General features: G+C 73.0%; 14 protein-coding genes. 5 read left to right on the top strand and 9 right to left on the bottom strand.

Going from position 1 to position 13,608, the window contains the following annotated elements:
* Nucleotides 1-16 precede the first annotated feature (16 nt).
* Both KIP79_RS01935 and KIP79_RS01930 read left to right on the top strand, forming a co-directional pair.
* On the top strand, nt 17-730 hold the full coding sequence (locus tag KIP79_RS01935; RefSeq protein ID WP_308169516.1) for a response regulator transcription factor: 714 nt from the start codon (nt 17-19) through the stop codon (nt 728-730).
* Nucleotides 727-2,136, top strand: coding sequence for a sensor histidine kinase (locus KIP79_RS01930; RefSeq protein ID WP_250212490.1), 1,410 nt, complete (start codon nt 727-729; stop codon nt 2,134-2,136). The genes KIP79_RS01935 and KIP79_RS01930 overlap by 4 nt, the downstream gene beginning before the upstream one ends.
* Here KIP79_RS01930 and KIP79_RS01925 read toward each other — a convergent pair.
* Nucleotides 2,133-3,575: a leucine-rich repeat domain-containing protein gene (locus tag KIP79_RS01925; RefSeq protein WP_214102896.1), complete on the bottom strand. Its 1,443-nt coding sequence runs from the start codon at nt 3,573-3,575 to the stop codon at nt 2,133-2,135. The genes KIP79_RS01930 and KIP79_RS01925 overlap by 4 nt on opposite strands.
* On the bottom strand, nt 3,572-5,959 hold the full coding sequence (locus KIP79_RS01920) for an ankyrin repeat domain-containing protein (protein WP_214102895.1): 2,388 nt from the start codon (nt 5,957-5,959) through the stop codon (nt 3,572-3,574). The genes KIP79_RS01925 and KIP79_RS01920 overlap by 4 nt, the downstream gene beginning before the upstream one ends.
* A gap of 56 nt (nt 5,960-6,015) precedes the next feature.
* Here KIP79_RS01920 and KIP79_RS01915 point away from each other — a divergent pair, with 56 nt between their 5' ends.
* Complete coding sequence (locus KIP79_RS01915) at nt 6,016-6,702, top strand: class I SAM-dependent methyltransferase (RefSeq protein ID WP_214102894.1); 687 nt, start codon at nt 6,016-6,018, stop codon at nt 6,700-6,702.
* A gap of 1 nt (nt 6,703) precedes the next feature.
* On the opposite strand, the gene KIP79_RS01910 is transcribed toward KIP79_RS01915, so the two are convergent.
* A complete protein-coding gene (locus KIP79_RS01910; RefSeq protein ID WP_214102893.1) occupies nt 6,704-7,147 on the bottom strand; it encodes a DUF2267 domain-containing protein in 444 nt (147 codons plus the stop codon).
* A gap of 113 nt (nt 7,148-7,260) precedes the next feature.
* Here KIP79_RS01910 and KIP79_RS01905 point away from each other — a divergent pair, with 113 nt between their 5' ends.
* The gene (locus KIP79_RS01905; RefSeq protein ID WP_214102892.1) at nt 7,261-7,608 is read left to right on the top strand and encodes a DUF488 domain-containing protein; all 348 of its coding nucleotides are present in this window, start codon (nt 7,261-7,263) and stop codon (nt 7,606-7,608) included.
* Between the two features lie 85 nt (nt 7,609-7,693).
* Here the strand turns inward: KIP79_RS01905 and KIP79_RS01900 are convergent, their stop codons facing one another.
* Nucleotides 7,694-8,155 (bottom strand): SPW repeat protein, encoded by a 462-nt coding sequence (locus KIP79_RS01900; protein ID WP_214102891.1) that lies wholly within the window; start codon nt 8,153-8,155, stop codon nt 7,694-7,696.
* A gap of 153 nt (nt 8,156-8,308) precedes the next feature.
* Between KIP79_RS01900 and KIP79_RS01895 the strand changes: the two genes are divergently transcribed.
* On the top strand, nt 8,309-8,836 hold the full coding sequence (locus tag KIP79_RS01895; protein WP_214102890.1) for a MarR family winged helix-turn-helix transcriptional regulator: 528 nt from the start codon (nt 8,309-8,311) through the stop codon (nt 8,834-8,836).
* Here KIP79_RS01895 and KIP79_RS01890 read toward each other — a convergent pair.
* The 5 genes from KIP79_RS01890 to KIP79_RS01870 are packed head-to-tail and all read right to left on the bottom strand — an operon-like array spanning nt 8,750 to nt 13,607.
* Nucleotides 8,750-9,811, bottom strand: a complete 1,062-nt coding sequence (locus tag KIP79_RS01890) for a serine hydrolase domain-containing protein (RefSeq protein WP_214102889.1) — start codon at nt 9,809-9,811, stop codon at nt 8,750-8,752. The two genes, KIP79_RS01895 and KIP79_RS01890, sit on opposite strands and share 87 nt — an antisense overlap.
* 4 nt (nt 9,812-9,815) lie before the next feature.
* On the bottom strand, nt 9,816-10,715 hold the full coding sequence (gene murQ / locus KIP79_RS01885; protein ID WP_214102888.1) for an N-acetylmuramic acid 6-phosphate etherase: 900 nt from the start codon (nt 10,713-10,715) through the stop codon (nt 9,816-9,818).
* The gene (locus KIP79_RS01880) at nt 10,712-11,590 is read right to left on the bottom strand and encodes a GNAT family N-acetyltransferase (protein ID WP_214102887.1); all 879 of its coding nucleotides are present in this window, start codon (nt 11,588-11,590) and stop codon (nt 10,712-10,714) included. Before KIP79_RS01880 ends, murQ begins: the two co-directional genes overlap by 4 nt.
* Nucleotides 11,587-12,594 (bottom strand): ABC transporter ATP-binding protein, encoded by a 1,008-nt coding sequence (locus tag KIP79_RS01875; RefSeq protein ID WP_214102886.1) that lies wholly within the window; start codon nt 12,592-12,594, stop codon nt 11,587-11,589. Before KIP79_RS01875 ends, KIP79_RS01880 begins: the two co-directional genes overlap by 4 nt.
* Nucleotides 12,591-13,607, bottom strand: a complete 1,017-nt coding sequence (locus tag KIP79_RS01870; RefSeq protein ID WP_214102885.1) for an ABC transporter ATP-binding protein — start codon at nt 13,605-13,607, stop codon at nt 12,591-12,593. The genes KIP79_RS01875 and KIP79_RS01870 overlap by 4 nt, the downstream gene beginning before the upstream one ends.
* Nucleotide 13,608 lies beyond the last annotated feature (1 nt).

Genomic DNA, 13,608 nt, shown 5'->3' with positions numbered 1-13,608 from the left:
TGGGGGAGGGAGGACAATGATGGCGGACTTGCTACGCCCGGACGGCACGCCGATCCGGGTACTCGTGGTGGACGACGAGCCGGACCTCGTCGAGGTGCTCGACGCCGTGCTGCGCCAGGAGCACTGGCAGGTCCGTACGGCGGGCAGCGGCGGCGCCGCGCTGCGCGAGGCCGCCGAGTTCGCGCCCGACGCGGTCGTCCTCGACGTGATGCTGCCCGACATGGACGGCCTGACCGTCCTGCGCCGCCTGCGCGAACGCTCCCCCGAGACCTGCGTGCTCTTCCTGACCGCGCGGGACGCCGTGGAGGACAGGATCGCCGGCATCACGGCGGGCGGCGACGACTACGTGACCAAGCCGTTCAGCCTGGAGGAGGTCGTGGCCCGGCTGCGCGGGCTGCTCCGCCGGGCCGGGATGGCCCGCCAGGACACCGGCGACCGCCTGGTCGTGGCCGACCTGGTGATGGACGAGGAGGCCCGCGAGGTGAGCCGCGCCGGGACGCCGATCGACCTGACCCCCACCGAGTTCGAGCTGCTCCGGGTGCTGATGGTCAACGAGCGGCGGGTGCTGAGCAAGGCCCAGCTGCTCGACCAGGTGTGGTCCTACGACTTCGGCGGGCAGGCGCACGTGGTCGAGCTCTACATCAGCTACCTGCGCAAGAAGATCGACGCGGGCCGCGCGCCGCTCATCCACACCGTGCGCGGCGTCGGCTACGTGCTCAGGGCGACATGATCCTGCACACCGTCCGTGGCCGGCTGGTGGCCGGCGTGGTCGCCCTGCTCGCGCTGGCCTGCGCCGTCGTCGGCCTGGCCACCACCGTCGGGCTGCAGCGCTTCCTGGTGGACCGGGTCGACCAGCAGCTGGCCGCCAACCCGGCCAGGTTCGCCGCCAGCCTGGAGCACGAGGACCAGTTCGAGGGCGGCGGCGACACCCGCGGGCAGACCGTCGGCACCCTCGGCGCGCGGGTCTACGCCGGTGCGGTCACGCACGCCGCCATGGTCACCGACCGCACGGCCGGCTCGCCTCCGGTCCTGTCGTCCGACGACCGCGCCGCCCTGGCCGCCCTGCCCGGCGACGGCACGCCCCGTACGGTCGAACTGTCCGCGCTGGACGACTACCGCGTGCTCGCCGTCTCCGGCCGGGACGGCGACATCCTGATCACCGGCCTGCCGCTGCGCGGCGTCGAGGAGACCGTCCACCGGCTGCAACTCCTGGAACTGGCGCTCTTCGCCGGCGTGCTGGCCGTGACCGGCGTCGCCGGCACCCTCTGGGTACGGCTCTCGCTGCGCCCCCTGGACCGGATCGCCGCCACCGCCCGCCAGGTCTCGGCCCAGCGCCTGGACACCGGCGAGGTGACCCTGGCGGAACGGGTGGCCGAGGGCGACCCGCGCTCGGAGACCGGCCAGGTCGCCGCCGCCTTCAACCGCATGCTCGGGCACGTCGCCCAGGCGCTGCGCAGCAGGCACGAGGCCGAGCAGCGGCTGCGCGCGTTCGCCGCCGACGCCAGCCACGAGCTCCGCACCCCGCTGGCGGTGATCCGCGGCCACGTCGAGCTGGCCCTGCGCGACGGCTCAGCCGAGCAGACCAGGCACGCGCTCACCCGCATCCAGGCCGAGTCGGGCCGGATGTCGGAACTCGTCGACGAGTTGCTGCTGCTGGCCCGTCTCGACGCCGGCCGCCCGCTGGTCCGCGAGGAGGTCGACCTGACCCTCCTGGCCATCGAGGCCACCTCCGACGCCCGCGCGGCGGGCCCCGGCCACCGCTGGGTGCTCGACCTGCCCGAGGAGCCGGTCGTCGTCGGCGGCGACGCCCTCCGCCTGCACCAGGTGATCGCCAACCTGCTGGCCAACGCCCGCATCCACACCCCGCCCGGCAGCACGGTGACCGTCACCCTCAGGGAACGGGACGGCCACGCCGAACTGGCCGTCGCCGACGACGGCCCCGGCATCCCGCCCGACCGCCACGAGGAGGTCTTCGGCCGCTTCACCCGCGGCGACCAGAGCCGCTCCCGCGCTTCGGGCGGCTCGGGCCTCGGCCTGGCCATCGTCCGCGCCGTCACCACCGCCCACGGCGGCACCGTCGACCTGGAGAGCCGCCCCGGTCACGCCGTGTTCCGCGTCCGCCTCCCGGCCGGCTAAGCGGTGATCTTCGTGACCAGTTCGACGATGGCCGCCACCACGGGCACCACCGGGCCCAGCCCCTCGGCCAGTGACTTCAGCCCGCCGGCGATGGTGTCCACGAGTCTCTTGTTCGGCTTCTCCTGGGTGGCCTTCTCGACCAGGTCGGCGGCCGTCTCGGCGACGGCCTCGCCGTCCCGCGCCTGTTCGGCGGGCAGCTGGTCCAGTGCGGCGGCCAGCTTCTCCACCAGCTGGTTCAGCTCGGCCCTGACGGTGTCGTCGAGCGTGGCCGCCGCGCCCACGGTCTGGGTGACGCGGGTGAGCCGCGACTTGATGTTGACGTTGGAGCCGGAGATGCTGCCGATGTTGATCTGATCGCCCATGGTGACCTCGCCGTTGAAGATGACCTGCCGGAAGTGGATGACCGGGCCCGCCGCCGGAACCAGGTCGGCCTCGCCGAGCCTGGCGATGGACTGGGTCACGAACTCGGCCGTGGCGGCGGCGCCCGGCCCGGCCTTGACCGGCGGGAACCCTGCCGTCACCCGGGGTTCGCGCAGGTCGTCCACGAGCTTGAGCGCGGTGCTGCGGCTCAGGTCGGTCAGCTCGATCCGCGTGCCGTCGGCCAGGGTGACGGTGACGCCGACGCCCTTGAAGCGCTTGTAGTAGTGGTCGACGAACGTGCGCACGGCGACCGTGCCGCTGATCGCCAGCGTGAAGGCGAAGACGAGGGTGGCGGTGTCGAAGTACTGCTTGCCCGGGTCGGCGTGCCCCGTCGTGTGCGCCCGTACGGCTTCGCGGACGCGGCTGCTCTCCGGGCTGTCGCCGTAGGGATTGCCCAGGTCGGTGAAGAACCGGGCGGTGACGCCGGGGCGGGCCGCCAGCAGGTTGCCGTCGAGGTGGAGCTCGTCCAGGGTGAGGGCGCGCAGCACGTCCACCGAGGTCAGCCGGTTGCCAGACAGGTCCAGGCGGCGCAGCGCCGGCAGGTCGAGGAGGTCGGGCAGCGCGGTGATGCGGTTGCCGGAGGCGTCCAGGCTCTCCAGCGTCGCCGGCAGGTTCGCCAGCCCGCCCAGGCGGTTGCCGGAGATGTCCAGGGTGGTGAAGGCGCCGGCCGGGACGTCCGTCAGGGCGTTGCCGCAGACCAGCAGGTCGCGCAGCCCCGGCGGCGCGGGCGGCAGCGTGGTCAGCCGGTTCTCCGAGGCGTCCAGCCGTACCAGCTCCGGCAGCGCCGACCAGGCGTCCGGCAGGGTGGCGAGCCGGTTGTTGGCCAGATCGAGCTCGCGCAGCCCCGGCAGGCGCAGCAGCGAGGGCGGCAGCACGGCCAGCCGGTTGCCGCTGAGGTCGACGCGGCGGATCGCCGGGTCGGCGGGAAACTCGTCGGGCAGTTCGCGCAGGCGCAGGCCGCGCAGGTCCACCACACCGCCGGCGGCCCCCGCGTCGATGGCGGCGAGCACGGGGTTCACCGGGCGCCCGCCCGGATCAGGTCCTCGACCATCTTCTCGTGGCCCTTCTCCCTGGCCCGGCGGAGCGGCGTCATCCCGTCATCGGTGGCGAGGTTGGGATCGGCGCCCAGCTCCAGCAGGCAGGCCACCGGACCGGCGTCGAAGCCGAGCAGCGCGAAGTGCAGGGCCGTCCAGCCCTGGTCCCCGGCGGCGTCCAGATCGGCCCCGGCGGCGGCGAGCAGGCGCATGCACCGCGTCATGCGGTCATTATGCGAGAGATCGCGCGACCATTCGGTGCGCCCGTCCGAGGCGTGCATGAGCGGGGTGAACCCCTCGACCGTACGGGCGTTGACGTCGGCGCCGCGTGACACGAGCAGTTCGACGGTTTCCACCAGCATGTCCATCGTGGCGACCATCAGCGGCGTGGTGCCCTGGTTGTTCTCCTCGTCGATCACGGCCCCCGCGTCCAGCAACAGCGTGACCAGGGCGACCGCCTGCCGGGCGAGGGGATACCCGGCGGCGAAGTGCAGCGCCGACACGCCGGTGTCGGTGACCGCGCGGGGGTCGGCGCCGAGCCGCAGCAGCGCCTCGGCCACCTCGGCCCGGCCGTCGGCGGCGGCGTTCATCAGCGGGGTACGCCCCGACGGCCCGGCCGCGTCCGGGTCGGCGCCCGCCGCGCACAGGGCCTCGGCCACCGCCGGGCTCGCCGCGTAGGCCAGCGGCGTGTCGCCGTCGGCGTCGGCGGCGTCCTGCCTGGCTCCACTGGCCAGCAGCAGCGCGACGGTCTCGGCGTCGCCCTCGGCGGCGGCCAGGTGCAGCGCGGTTCTGCCCTGCTCGTCGGGTATGTCGGGGTCCGCGCCGGCCGCCACGAGCAGTTCGACGGTACGCGGGTCCCGGGCCCGGGCCAGCGGGGTCGTCCCGTCGGCGCCGCGCCGCCGGGGGTCGGCGCCGTGGGCGAGCAGGAAGCCGGTCAGGCCGGGACCGCGGGCCGCGGCGTCGACAAGCAGCGTGCCGCCCGCCTCGTCGGCGGGTCCGTTCACGTCGAGCCCGGCGGCGTGCAGGGCGGCGACCACCTCCCGGATGTCGGCGGCGGTCGAGCCCAGGTGCTCGCCCTCCATGAGGGTCCGGCTCTCCCCCAGCCGGTCCAGGCCGAGCGGCCCGGCGTACCCGCCGTCGAGGGCGGCGCGCAGCGCCACCGGGTCGCCGCACGCGACGGCCGCCCGTACCCGCTCCTCCTGGGGGATTTCGGTGATCGGGTCGCCCTTCCGCAACTGGGCGCAGATCGTCATGTCCCGCATGCTCTGCTCGCCCGCGGAGACGTACACCATTCGCGGCCGCTCACCGCGGGTGAGCACGGCGATCATGCCCCACTCGTCGTCGGCCACCCGCCCGGTACGGCTCAGCTCCGCGAACCACTCGGCCGCCTCCCGCTCCGGCACCGGCATCCGCGCGGCGGCGCGCAGCCGCACCCACGTCGCGTTCGGGTGGCCGGGGACGGCCAGGTGGAACATGCCGGACGCCGAGTAGGCCACCGCCACCTGGTACGGCGCCGCCCCCAGCAACCGTACGGCCAGGTGGGCGCAGTCGATGGCGTAGTCGAGGTCGATGGCCCCGCCGCTCTGCCGGAAGGACAGGTGGGTGTATCCGTCTTCGGCCGTGCTCATGATGGACAGTCCGGACGGCAGCGCCACCTGCCGAGGGTCCCCCGCGCTCAGACCTTGGCCCCGCAACCGGCGGGCGGCGGCCACCACCGCGGCCAGCCCCCGCCCCAGCTCGCGCCCGCGATCCGCGTCGAGCGTCTCGGAGCGCCGCCCCATCAGGTCGTTGCCGAGATGGTGGCCGAACTCGTGGTTCATCGTGCCGCGGAACCCGTCCATCGAGGTCAGGCCCAGGATGAAGGCACGTCCGACCTCGAAGGTGGCGTCCACGCTGTCGCCGGGCACCACCCGGGCCGTCGTGACGATCTCCCGGATGATCCGCAGCCGCATGCCGGGCAGGGTGTGCCGCGCCAGGACCTCCCCGGTGTAGGCCGCGAAGTCGGCGAACACGGCCAGCACGAACGCGGCCAGCACGAGGTGTTGTTCGGTGGCGTCCCGGCGTACCAGCTCGCGCAGGACGGGCAGCTCCTCCTCCACCTGGTCGGCCAGCTCCCGGACGGCGTCCAGTTCGGTCAGGAACGGCCGCGACAGGTAGCCCATCTCCAGGATCCGCGCCAGCGGGTGATCCTCTCGCCCGAGCGCACCGGCGACCACCAGCCCCAGCGCCCGCACTGCCCGCTCGTCCCCGTGGCCCGCCGCGGCCGTCAGCACGTCCACCGCCCCGCGCCCGGCGGCCCGCCCCGGCGCGTCCCGGACGATCTCCGCCAGCTCGGCCAGATTCCCCGCGATCGAGGCCCGCTCGTTCATCGATGGATATTCGGCGAGCGCCAGGGGTCCGTTACCCGGCTCGGTAAAATCATGAAATGACCAAAGAGCCGCCCTACCACGGCACCGGCCCGGGAAGCATCGCGCCGGACGGGTCCGCCGTGGACGTCTACGCGATGCTCAAGCCGGACGGCGAACCCGAGCTGATCCACGGCGCGGTGCCCGCCGGGGCGCGCGTCCTGGAACTCGGCGCCGGGGCCGGCCGGATCACCCACGCGCTGCTGGCGCTCGGGCACGAGGTGGTCGCGGTGGACGACTCCCCCGAGATGCTCCGGCACGTCAAGGGCGCCAGAACGGTCGTCTCCCCGATCCAGGACCTGGCCCTGCCGGAAGTCTTCGACGTCGTGCTGCTGATGTCGTACGTGATCGACGTCGCCGACGACGAACTGCGCGCGGCGTTCCTGCGCAGCTGCCGACGGCACGTGGCCGAGGACGGGTGCGTGATCCTGCAACGCCAGCCGCCGGAGTGGTACGACGCAGTGGCCCCCAGCGTGCGGGTCAACGGCCAGGGCCTCAGGATCGAGATGACCGACCTCCAGCGCCCGGGTCCCGGCCTGCTCGGCGCGACCATGCGCTACACCCTGGGCGAGCGCACCTGGACCCACTACTACCTCAGCAAACGCCTGGACGACGACTTCCTGGAGGACGCGCTGAACGCGGCGGGCCTGACCATCGCGGGCTTCCTCACCCCCGACCGGCGCTGGGTCCGCGCGATACCCGCCTGATTCACTCGCTCTTGGGCTTCTCCGCAGGTAGCAGGAGTTCGCGTACGTCCTGCGGCAGCAGGGCGAGCGCGTGCTGGATCGGCCGCTCCGACATCTGGTCGCACAGGACGGCCGTCACGATCGGCGCCAGCTTGATGACGTCCGCCCGGGCGATGCGGCCGGGGTGGGCGAAATTGTCGATGAACTCCTTCCGGTTGCGGCGGATCGGCACCGCTCGCGGATTCCAGCCGTTGAAGTAGACGCCGCGCAGCAGATCGGGCAACTGTGCGGCGAAATGTGCGGCGTTGTCGATGGTCATGCCGTCTCTGACGGCATGCAACCACATCCTCAGCACGTGATAGGCGAACTCCCGGTCCTCGGTCCCGATGGACTCGGCGAGATCGGCCAACCAGCGGTTGGTGGTCTGGATGGTGCGCTCAAGACTGTGAACTCCAGTGGCTGACAACGTCCCCACCACCTTTCCTGAAAACAGACCCCAACCTTCACCATCGACCCCTACGGCCCGAGGGCTGTAGGGCCGAAAGTCCCATGGGCCCAGCGCGGCGCGATAATGGATTTATGCAGGTAGAACGCGTGTACGACGAATCAAGGGACGCGACCGCGCACATCCTGGTCGATCGGCTGTGGCCGCGCGGCGTGCGGAAGGACGACCCGCGCGTCGACGAATGGGTTCCCGAGGTCGCCCCGTCCACCGAACTGCGCCGCTGGTACGGCCACCAGCCGGAACGCTTCGAGGAGTTCACCCGCCGGTACGAGCGCGAGCTGGACACCGCCGAGGGCGCGGCGGCCCTGGCCAGGCTGACCGAGCTGGCCGGCGAGCGTCCCACGACCCTGGTGACCGCCACCCGCGACCTCGACCACAGTCACGCGAAGGTGCTGGCGCACCTCCTGGAGGAGAACGCCTGAAGCGCACGTGTGGTCGGCCCGACAGGGAGTGAGCTTCCCATGGGCGGGGCCGGCGATCGGGCCGGCCCCGCCTCGGGAATCGATGTCACCGGGTGTGCATCGTGTCCGGCGGCCGAGTCCGAGCTTCACCGAACCGAGCCCGGCCGATCCCGAACATGGTGGCCAGCCCGAGCAGCAACGTGATCACCCCGGTCACCACGTTGCTCCAGATGGTCCCCGCGGTGGCGTTGTGACCGCTGACCACCCACGGGGCGATGATCGTCCAGATGCCGAGCAGCGGCACGACCCAGACGAGGCCGTGGGTGCGACCGTAGGCGGAGGCGAACCCGAGCGCCAGCGTCGCCACGGCGATCCCGACGATCAGGTTGTTCACGGCCAGGGTCGGGAACCGCTGGAACCCGACGACCCACGGAGAGATCGCGAGATAGAGCCCGGTCAGGAAGGTCAAGCCGGCGACCACCTTGGCGGGCTGTGACTCCGAGGCGAGTTCGTACTTGTCGCGCAACTCCGCGATGTCGGGGTGCAGCCTCATGGCATGCTCTGACATGTCTTTCACCACCTTCTGCGAACGCAGGATGCGTGCGTAAGGCTCGTGGCGCGGGACGCCCCGCGATCAGCCGCGGCGCGGATGGAATTCTCTTCCGCTGACGCCCGGCCCATATATCATGATGTGATACTATCACACCAGGAGATTTAGGGAATGGCCCCGCCGTCCGAAGACATCACCGACCGCGAGTACGCCAAGCTGCTCGCCTTCCGCGTCGGCGTCCGCCGCTTCCTGCGCTGGAGCGAGGAGCGTGCGGCCGAGGTGGGGCTCACCGCTGCCCAGCACCAGCTGCTGCTCGCGATCCGCGGCCATCTCGGCGCGCTCGGCCCCACCATCAGCGAACTGGCCGGATACCTCTGCACCCGCCACCACAGCGTCGTCCAGCTGATCGACCGCGCCGAACAACTCGGCCTGGTCACCCGCAACCGCGGCGTGGGCGTGGGCGCCGACCGCCGCCGGGTCCACCTCACCCTCACCGAGGCGGGCAAACGGAAACTGACCCAACTCAGCGCCACCCACCTCGAAGAACTCCGGCGACTGACCAGCCTGATCGACTCCGCCTTCGTGCCGTCGGTCGCGGTGCCCGAAGCGTCGTTACCCCAGGCCGCCCTCTCGCCGCAGCCGGAGGGCGGTGGCGGCGACGGCGGTTCGCAGGTCGCGGATGCCGGCTCTGTCCCGTAGCGGATGGACGTTGTTGGTGAGCAGGATGATGGTCAGGCCATGGGTGAGGTCGACCACCAGCGAGGTGCCGGTGAAGCCGGAGTGGCCGTAGGCGTCCGACAGCGGGCCGACGATCGCCGGGTCGCCGATGCGGACGCCGAGGCCCTGGCGGAAGACGGCGCCGCTCACCTGGTGGTCGCGCAGCATTTCCGCGGTTGACGCGGGGGTGAGGATTCCCGCGCCGCCGGTACGCAGGATCTCGGCGAAGCGGAGCAGGTCGCGGGCGGTGGAGAACAGGCCCGCGTGGCCGGAGACGCCGCCGAGCGCGTGGGCGGTCTCGTCGTGGACCTGGCCGCGCACGCACCCGCCGCGTTCGGCCTTGTACTCGGTGGCGGCGATTCTCGGCAGGAGGGCGGGGTCCGGCCGGTAGGCGGTGTCGTCAAGGCCCAGCGGCGCGGTGATCCGGTCGCGGACGAGGGTGTCCAGGGACGCCCCGGCCGCGATCTCGGCGACCCGGCCCAGGGTGATCATGCCGACGTCGGAGTAGACGTGCGCCGCGCCCGGGGGCGCGGTGGCGGGAGTGGAGAGGATCAGGTCCCAGCGGGCCTGCCCGGGTGGTTCCGCCTCGACGCGCCGGCCGGAAGGCAGGCCCGCAGTGTGGGTGAGCAGGTGCCTGACCGTGATCGCCGGCCGGTCGCCGTAATGGCCCGGCAGCCAGGTCGCGACCGGGTCGTCGAGACCGAGGCGACCCTCCTCGGCCAGCGACAGCACCACGACCGTGGTGAAAAGCTTGGTGAGCGACGCGAGGTCGAAGACGGTGTCGGGCCCGGCGGCGGGCCGGTCGGGCGCGAGCGTCCCGGCCGCGTCCGCGAACCGGACCAGCTCACCGGCCGCCGCGCTCGCCACCGGAACCCCGTCCACCGCGATCACGGCCACGGCGGCGGAGGCCACCTCCGGCACCGCTGCCACGATCACGTCGTCAAGCGACGTCCCCATGCTGTTACGCGTCCAGTGCGGTGGCCAGGCGGCCGCTCGCGGCGGCCAGGAGGGCACGGGCGCGGTCGGCGGGGAGCTCGCGTTCGATCATGACGACGGCGGTCTTGAGTTCCAGCCCGGCCGCTTCCAGGGTGTCCCTGGCGGTGCGGAGGTCGGTGCCGGTGATGTCGCTGACCATCCGGGCGGCGCGGTCGGCGAGCTTGCTGTTGGTCGTGGCCATCTCGATCATGTGGTTGCCGTAGGTGCGGCCGGATCTGATCATCGCGATCGTGGAGATCATGTTGAGCACCAGCTTCTGCGCGGTGCCCGCCTTGAGGCGGGTGGAACCGGTGACGATCTCCGGGCCGACGACGACCTCGATGGCGTGCTCGGCGGCGGCCGACAGGGGCGTGCCGGTGTTGCAGGACAGCCCGGCCGTGAGCGCGCCCAGGCGGCGGGCCTCGGTCACGGCGGCGACCACGAAGGGGGCCTGGCCGCTGGCCGAGATGCCGACCACGGCGTCCCTGGGGCCGACGGCCTCGGCGCGCACGGCGGCCACGCCCGCCTCGGCGTCGTCCTCCGCGCCCTCCACGGCGTGGGTGAGCGCCGCGGCGCCGCCGGCGATGACGCCCACGACCAGCCCGGGGTCGGTGCCGTAGGTGGGCGGGCACTCCGAGGCGTCCAGCACGGCGAGCCGGCCCGAGGTGCCCGCGCCCACGTAGAGCAGCCGCCCGCCGTCCGCCAGCCGCGCCACGATCGCGTCGATCGCGGCGGAGATGGCGGGGATGGCCGTGGCCACCGCGCCGGGCACGGTGGCGTCGGCGGCGTTCATGCGGCGGGCGATCTCCTCGGTCGGGAGCAGGTCGATCCGGCGGTGCCGGGGATCGCTCTGCTCGGTGACCAGCCCGCCCAGTGACCGCGTCATGGCGTCTCCTTCGGTTGCGCGCCCAGCCGGCGGCGGTAGAGCCAGAAGACCCGTTCGACCCGCGCGCCGACCGCCCTGGAGTAGAAGTGGACCGGGCCGACCCAGCCGATCTGCGCGCTGCGCAGGCCGGTGGCGGCCAGGTCGGCCAGGCACCGGCGCAGCAGGACCCGGCCGACGCCGAGCCCGCGCGCCGCCTCGGCGGTGCCCATGGGGCCGAACCACGAGGGCCGCGCGCCCCAGGCGGCGAAGCCGAGGATCTCGCCGTCGCGCCGGGCGTAGTGGCAGCCGCCGGCGTGCTCGGCCTCCCAGGCCCAGGAGTCGTTCCATTCTTTCCTGATGAACTCGGCCACCTCGGTCCGCTCCCCCTCGGGCGCGGCGTGCACGGTGACCCCCTCCTCGGCCAGGCGGGCCAGGTCGGCGGCCGAGGCCAGGCCCCCGGTCAGCGGCGCGGTCATGTTCCAGGCGGTGCGGAACTGCTCGTAGCCGAGGCTCTCCGCCAGGCAGTGGGCGGGGGTGTAGCGCACGTCGATGCCGGGCCAGGCGTAGCAGGGCGGGTTCCCCGCGAACTGGACCTCCTCGGCGCCCGCCGCGCGCAGCCACTCCTCGGCGGCGCCGACCAGGGCGCGGCCCAGGCCCCGGCGGCGCGCCCGGGGGTCGACCGCCAGCAGGTCCACGTGGCCGACGGTGGACAGGTGCTGGGAGATCGAGGCGAACACCACGCCGTCCAGGTCGGGCGTGGCCAGCGCGGTCCAGCGGCGGCCGTCCGGCGGCGCGGCCAGGCGGGCCACGACCGCGCGTGCGCTGGCGGTGTCGAAGGTGAGGGCGTCACGGGCCAGGTCGCGCGCGTCCAGCGGGTCGGGCAGGATGTCGATCACGCGGTCACCTCCACGGGGATGACGCTGCGGCGCCGGGGATGGAAGCAGGCGTGCTCCTGCGTGGTGTCCCCATCGCGCCCGAGCAGCGGGAGTTCGGACTCGCAGCGTTCGGTTCGGAACGGGCACCTGCGGGCGAACAGGCAGCCGGTGTCGGCGTGACTCTCGTCGAGGGCCTCGGTGGGCTCGACCCGCTCGGGCCCCGGCCGCTCGACCCCGCGCAGGACGGGGATGGCCGACAGCAGGGACTGCGTGTACGGGTGCACCGGCGCCGAGATGACGGTCTCGGTCGCGCCGCGCTCCACCACCTGCCCGCGGTAGATCACGTACAGCTCGCCGTCGTCGCCGAGGTAACGGGCGGTGGCGATGTCGTGGGTGATGAACAGCACGCTGACGCCGAGCCGTTCGCGCAGGTCCTTGAGCAGGGCCAGGATGCCGAGCCGCAGCGAGACGTCGATCATGGAGACCGACTCGTCGGCGACCAGCACCTCGGGGTCGACGGTGAGGGCCCGCGCGATGACCACGCGCTGCCGCATACCGCCCGACAGCTGGTGGGGGTAGCGGGGCAGCACGTACCCGGGGTCGATGCCGACCAGGGTGAGCAGTTCGGCCGCCCGGTTGTCGGCCCACGCCTTGGACCGGCCGGTCTGCCGGGCGCGCAGGGCCAGCGGCGCGTCCAGGGTCTGCTGGATGGTGCGGGTGGGGTTGAGCGCCGAGTACGGGTCCTGGTGGATGAGCTGGATCCGGCGGAAGTGCGCCTGCCGCTGCCGGTGCCGCAGCGAGGACATCCGCACGCCGTCGATGACGATCTCGCCCGAGTCGTAGGTCTCCAGACCGGCCGCGATCCGCCCGAGCGTGGTCTTGCCGCAGCCGGACTCGCCGATGAACGTGACGGCCCCGCCCTTGCCGATGGCGAAGTCGACGCCGCGCAGCGCGCGCACGTCCCGCCCGCCGAGCAGGTTGCCCCGCTGCCGGTAGCTCTTGGTGATGCCGGTAGCGATGATCAAGCGCATTCCTTCCGTACCCGAGCGGAGGCCGGGGCGGGCTCCACCGCGTGACAGGCGACCCTGCGGTCGCCGACGGCGACCGGGGCCGGATCCACGCTGTCGCAGATCTCCCGGCGCTCCGGGCAGCGCTCCCGGAACACGCAGCCCTGGGCGGGCATGGTGCCCAGCGTGGGCGGCCGGCCCGGCAGCGCCCTGGCCTCGGCGATGTCCCCGGACAGGCGGGGGATCGCCCGGATCAGGCCCTGCGTGTAGGGATGGCGGGGCGAGCCGAGCACCGCCGTGGTGGGCCCGTGCTCGACCACCCGCCCGCCGTACATGACGGCGATGCTGTCGGTGACCTCCGCGGCCACGCCCATGTCGTGGGTCACGATCAGCGTGGTGAGCCCGCGTTCGCGGTGCACCTCCTGCACGATGCGCAGGATGGTCGCCTGGGTGATCATGTCCAGGGCGGTGGTGGGCTCATCGAGCACGACCAGGTGGGCGTTGAGCACCAGCGCCAGCATGATCCCGACCCGCTGCCGCATGCCGCCGGACAGCTCGTGCTGGTAGGAGTCCAGCACCCGGCCGCCGTCCAGGCCCATCCGGCCGAGCAGCGCCCGGGCGTCGCGCACCAGGGCGGGCAGGTCCGCCACCTCGTGGGAGCGCCCGAGGTCGAGCAGCTGCTTGCCGATGGTCTTGAGCGGGTTGAGGGAGTTCTGCGCGGCCTGGAAGACGTACCCCACCTGCCGGCCCCGGACGCGGCGCAGGTCGTCGCCGGCGAGCTGGGACACATCCCCGATGCCGTCGATCTCGACGCTGCCCGCGCTCCGCCTGCCCGGCGGCTGCACGGCGTTGAGCAGGGAGAACGCGAGCGTGGACTTGCCCGATCCGGACTCCCCGACCAGCCCGGTGATGGTGCCGGGCGCCAGGGTGAGGCTGACGCCCGCCAGGGCGGGCAGCTCACCGGCGGGCGTCTTGTAGACGACGGTGAGATCCCGGACGCGCACCCCGGGCGCAGAAGAAGATTCGGTCATA

Origin of the sequence: Acrocarpospora catenulata, from assembly GCF_018476525.1 — a bacterium.
GTDB classification, from domain to species: domain Bacteria; phylum Actinomycetota; class Actinomycetes; order Streptosporangiales; family Streptosporangiaceae; genus Acrocarpospora; species Acrocarpospora catenulata.
The sequence above is the reverse complement of the archived record's forward strand: the minus strand, read 5'-3'. Positions and strand labels throughout refer to the sequence as shown.

Coding starts and splice junctions, on each gene's coding strand:
- KIP79_RS01935 (WP_308169516.1), top strand. CDS start 17: ATGATGGCGGACTTGCTACGCCCGGACGGCACGCCGATCCGGGTACTC.
- KIP79_RS01930 (WP_250212490.1), top strand. CDS start 727: ATGATCCTGCACACCGTCCGTGGCCGGCTGGTGGCCGGCGTGGTCGCC.
- KIP79_RS01920 (WP_214102895.1), bottom strand. CDS start 5,959: ATGAACGAGCGGGCCTCGATCGCGGGGAATCTGGCCGAGCTGGCGGAG.
- KIP79_RS01915 (WP_214102894.1), top strand. CDS start 6,016: ATGACCAAAGAGCCGCCCTACCACGGCACCGGCCCGGGAAGCATCGCG.
- KIP79_RS01905 (WP_214102892.1), top strand. CDS start 7,261: ATGCAGGTAGAACGCGTGTACGACGAATCAAGGGACGCGACCGCGCAC.
- KIP79_RS01900 (WP_214102891.1), bottom strand. CDS start 8,155: ATGTCAGAGCATGCCATGAGGCTGCACCCCGACATCGCGGAGTTGCGC.
- KIP79_RS01895 (WP_214102890.1), top strand. CDS start 8,309: ATGGCCCCGCCGTCCGAAGACATCACCGACCGCGAGTACGCCAAGCTG.
- KIP79_RS01890 (WP_214102889.1), bottom strand. CDS start 9,811: ATGGGGACGTCGCTTGACGACGTGATCGTGGCAGCGGTGCCGGAGGTG.
- murQ (WP_214102888.1), bottom strand. CDS start 10,715: ATGACGCGGTCACTGGGCGGGCTGGTCACCGAGCAGAGCGATCCCCGG.
- KIP79_RS01870 (WP_214102885.1), bottom strand. CDS start 13,607: ATGACCGAATCTTCTTCTGCGCCCGGGGTGCGCGTCCGGGATCTCACC.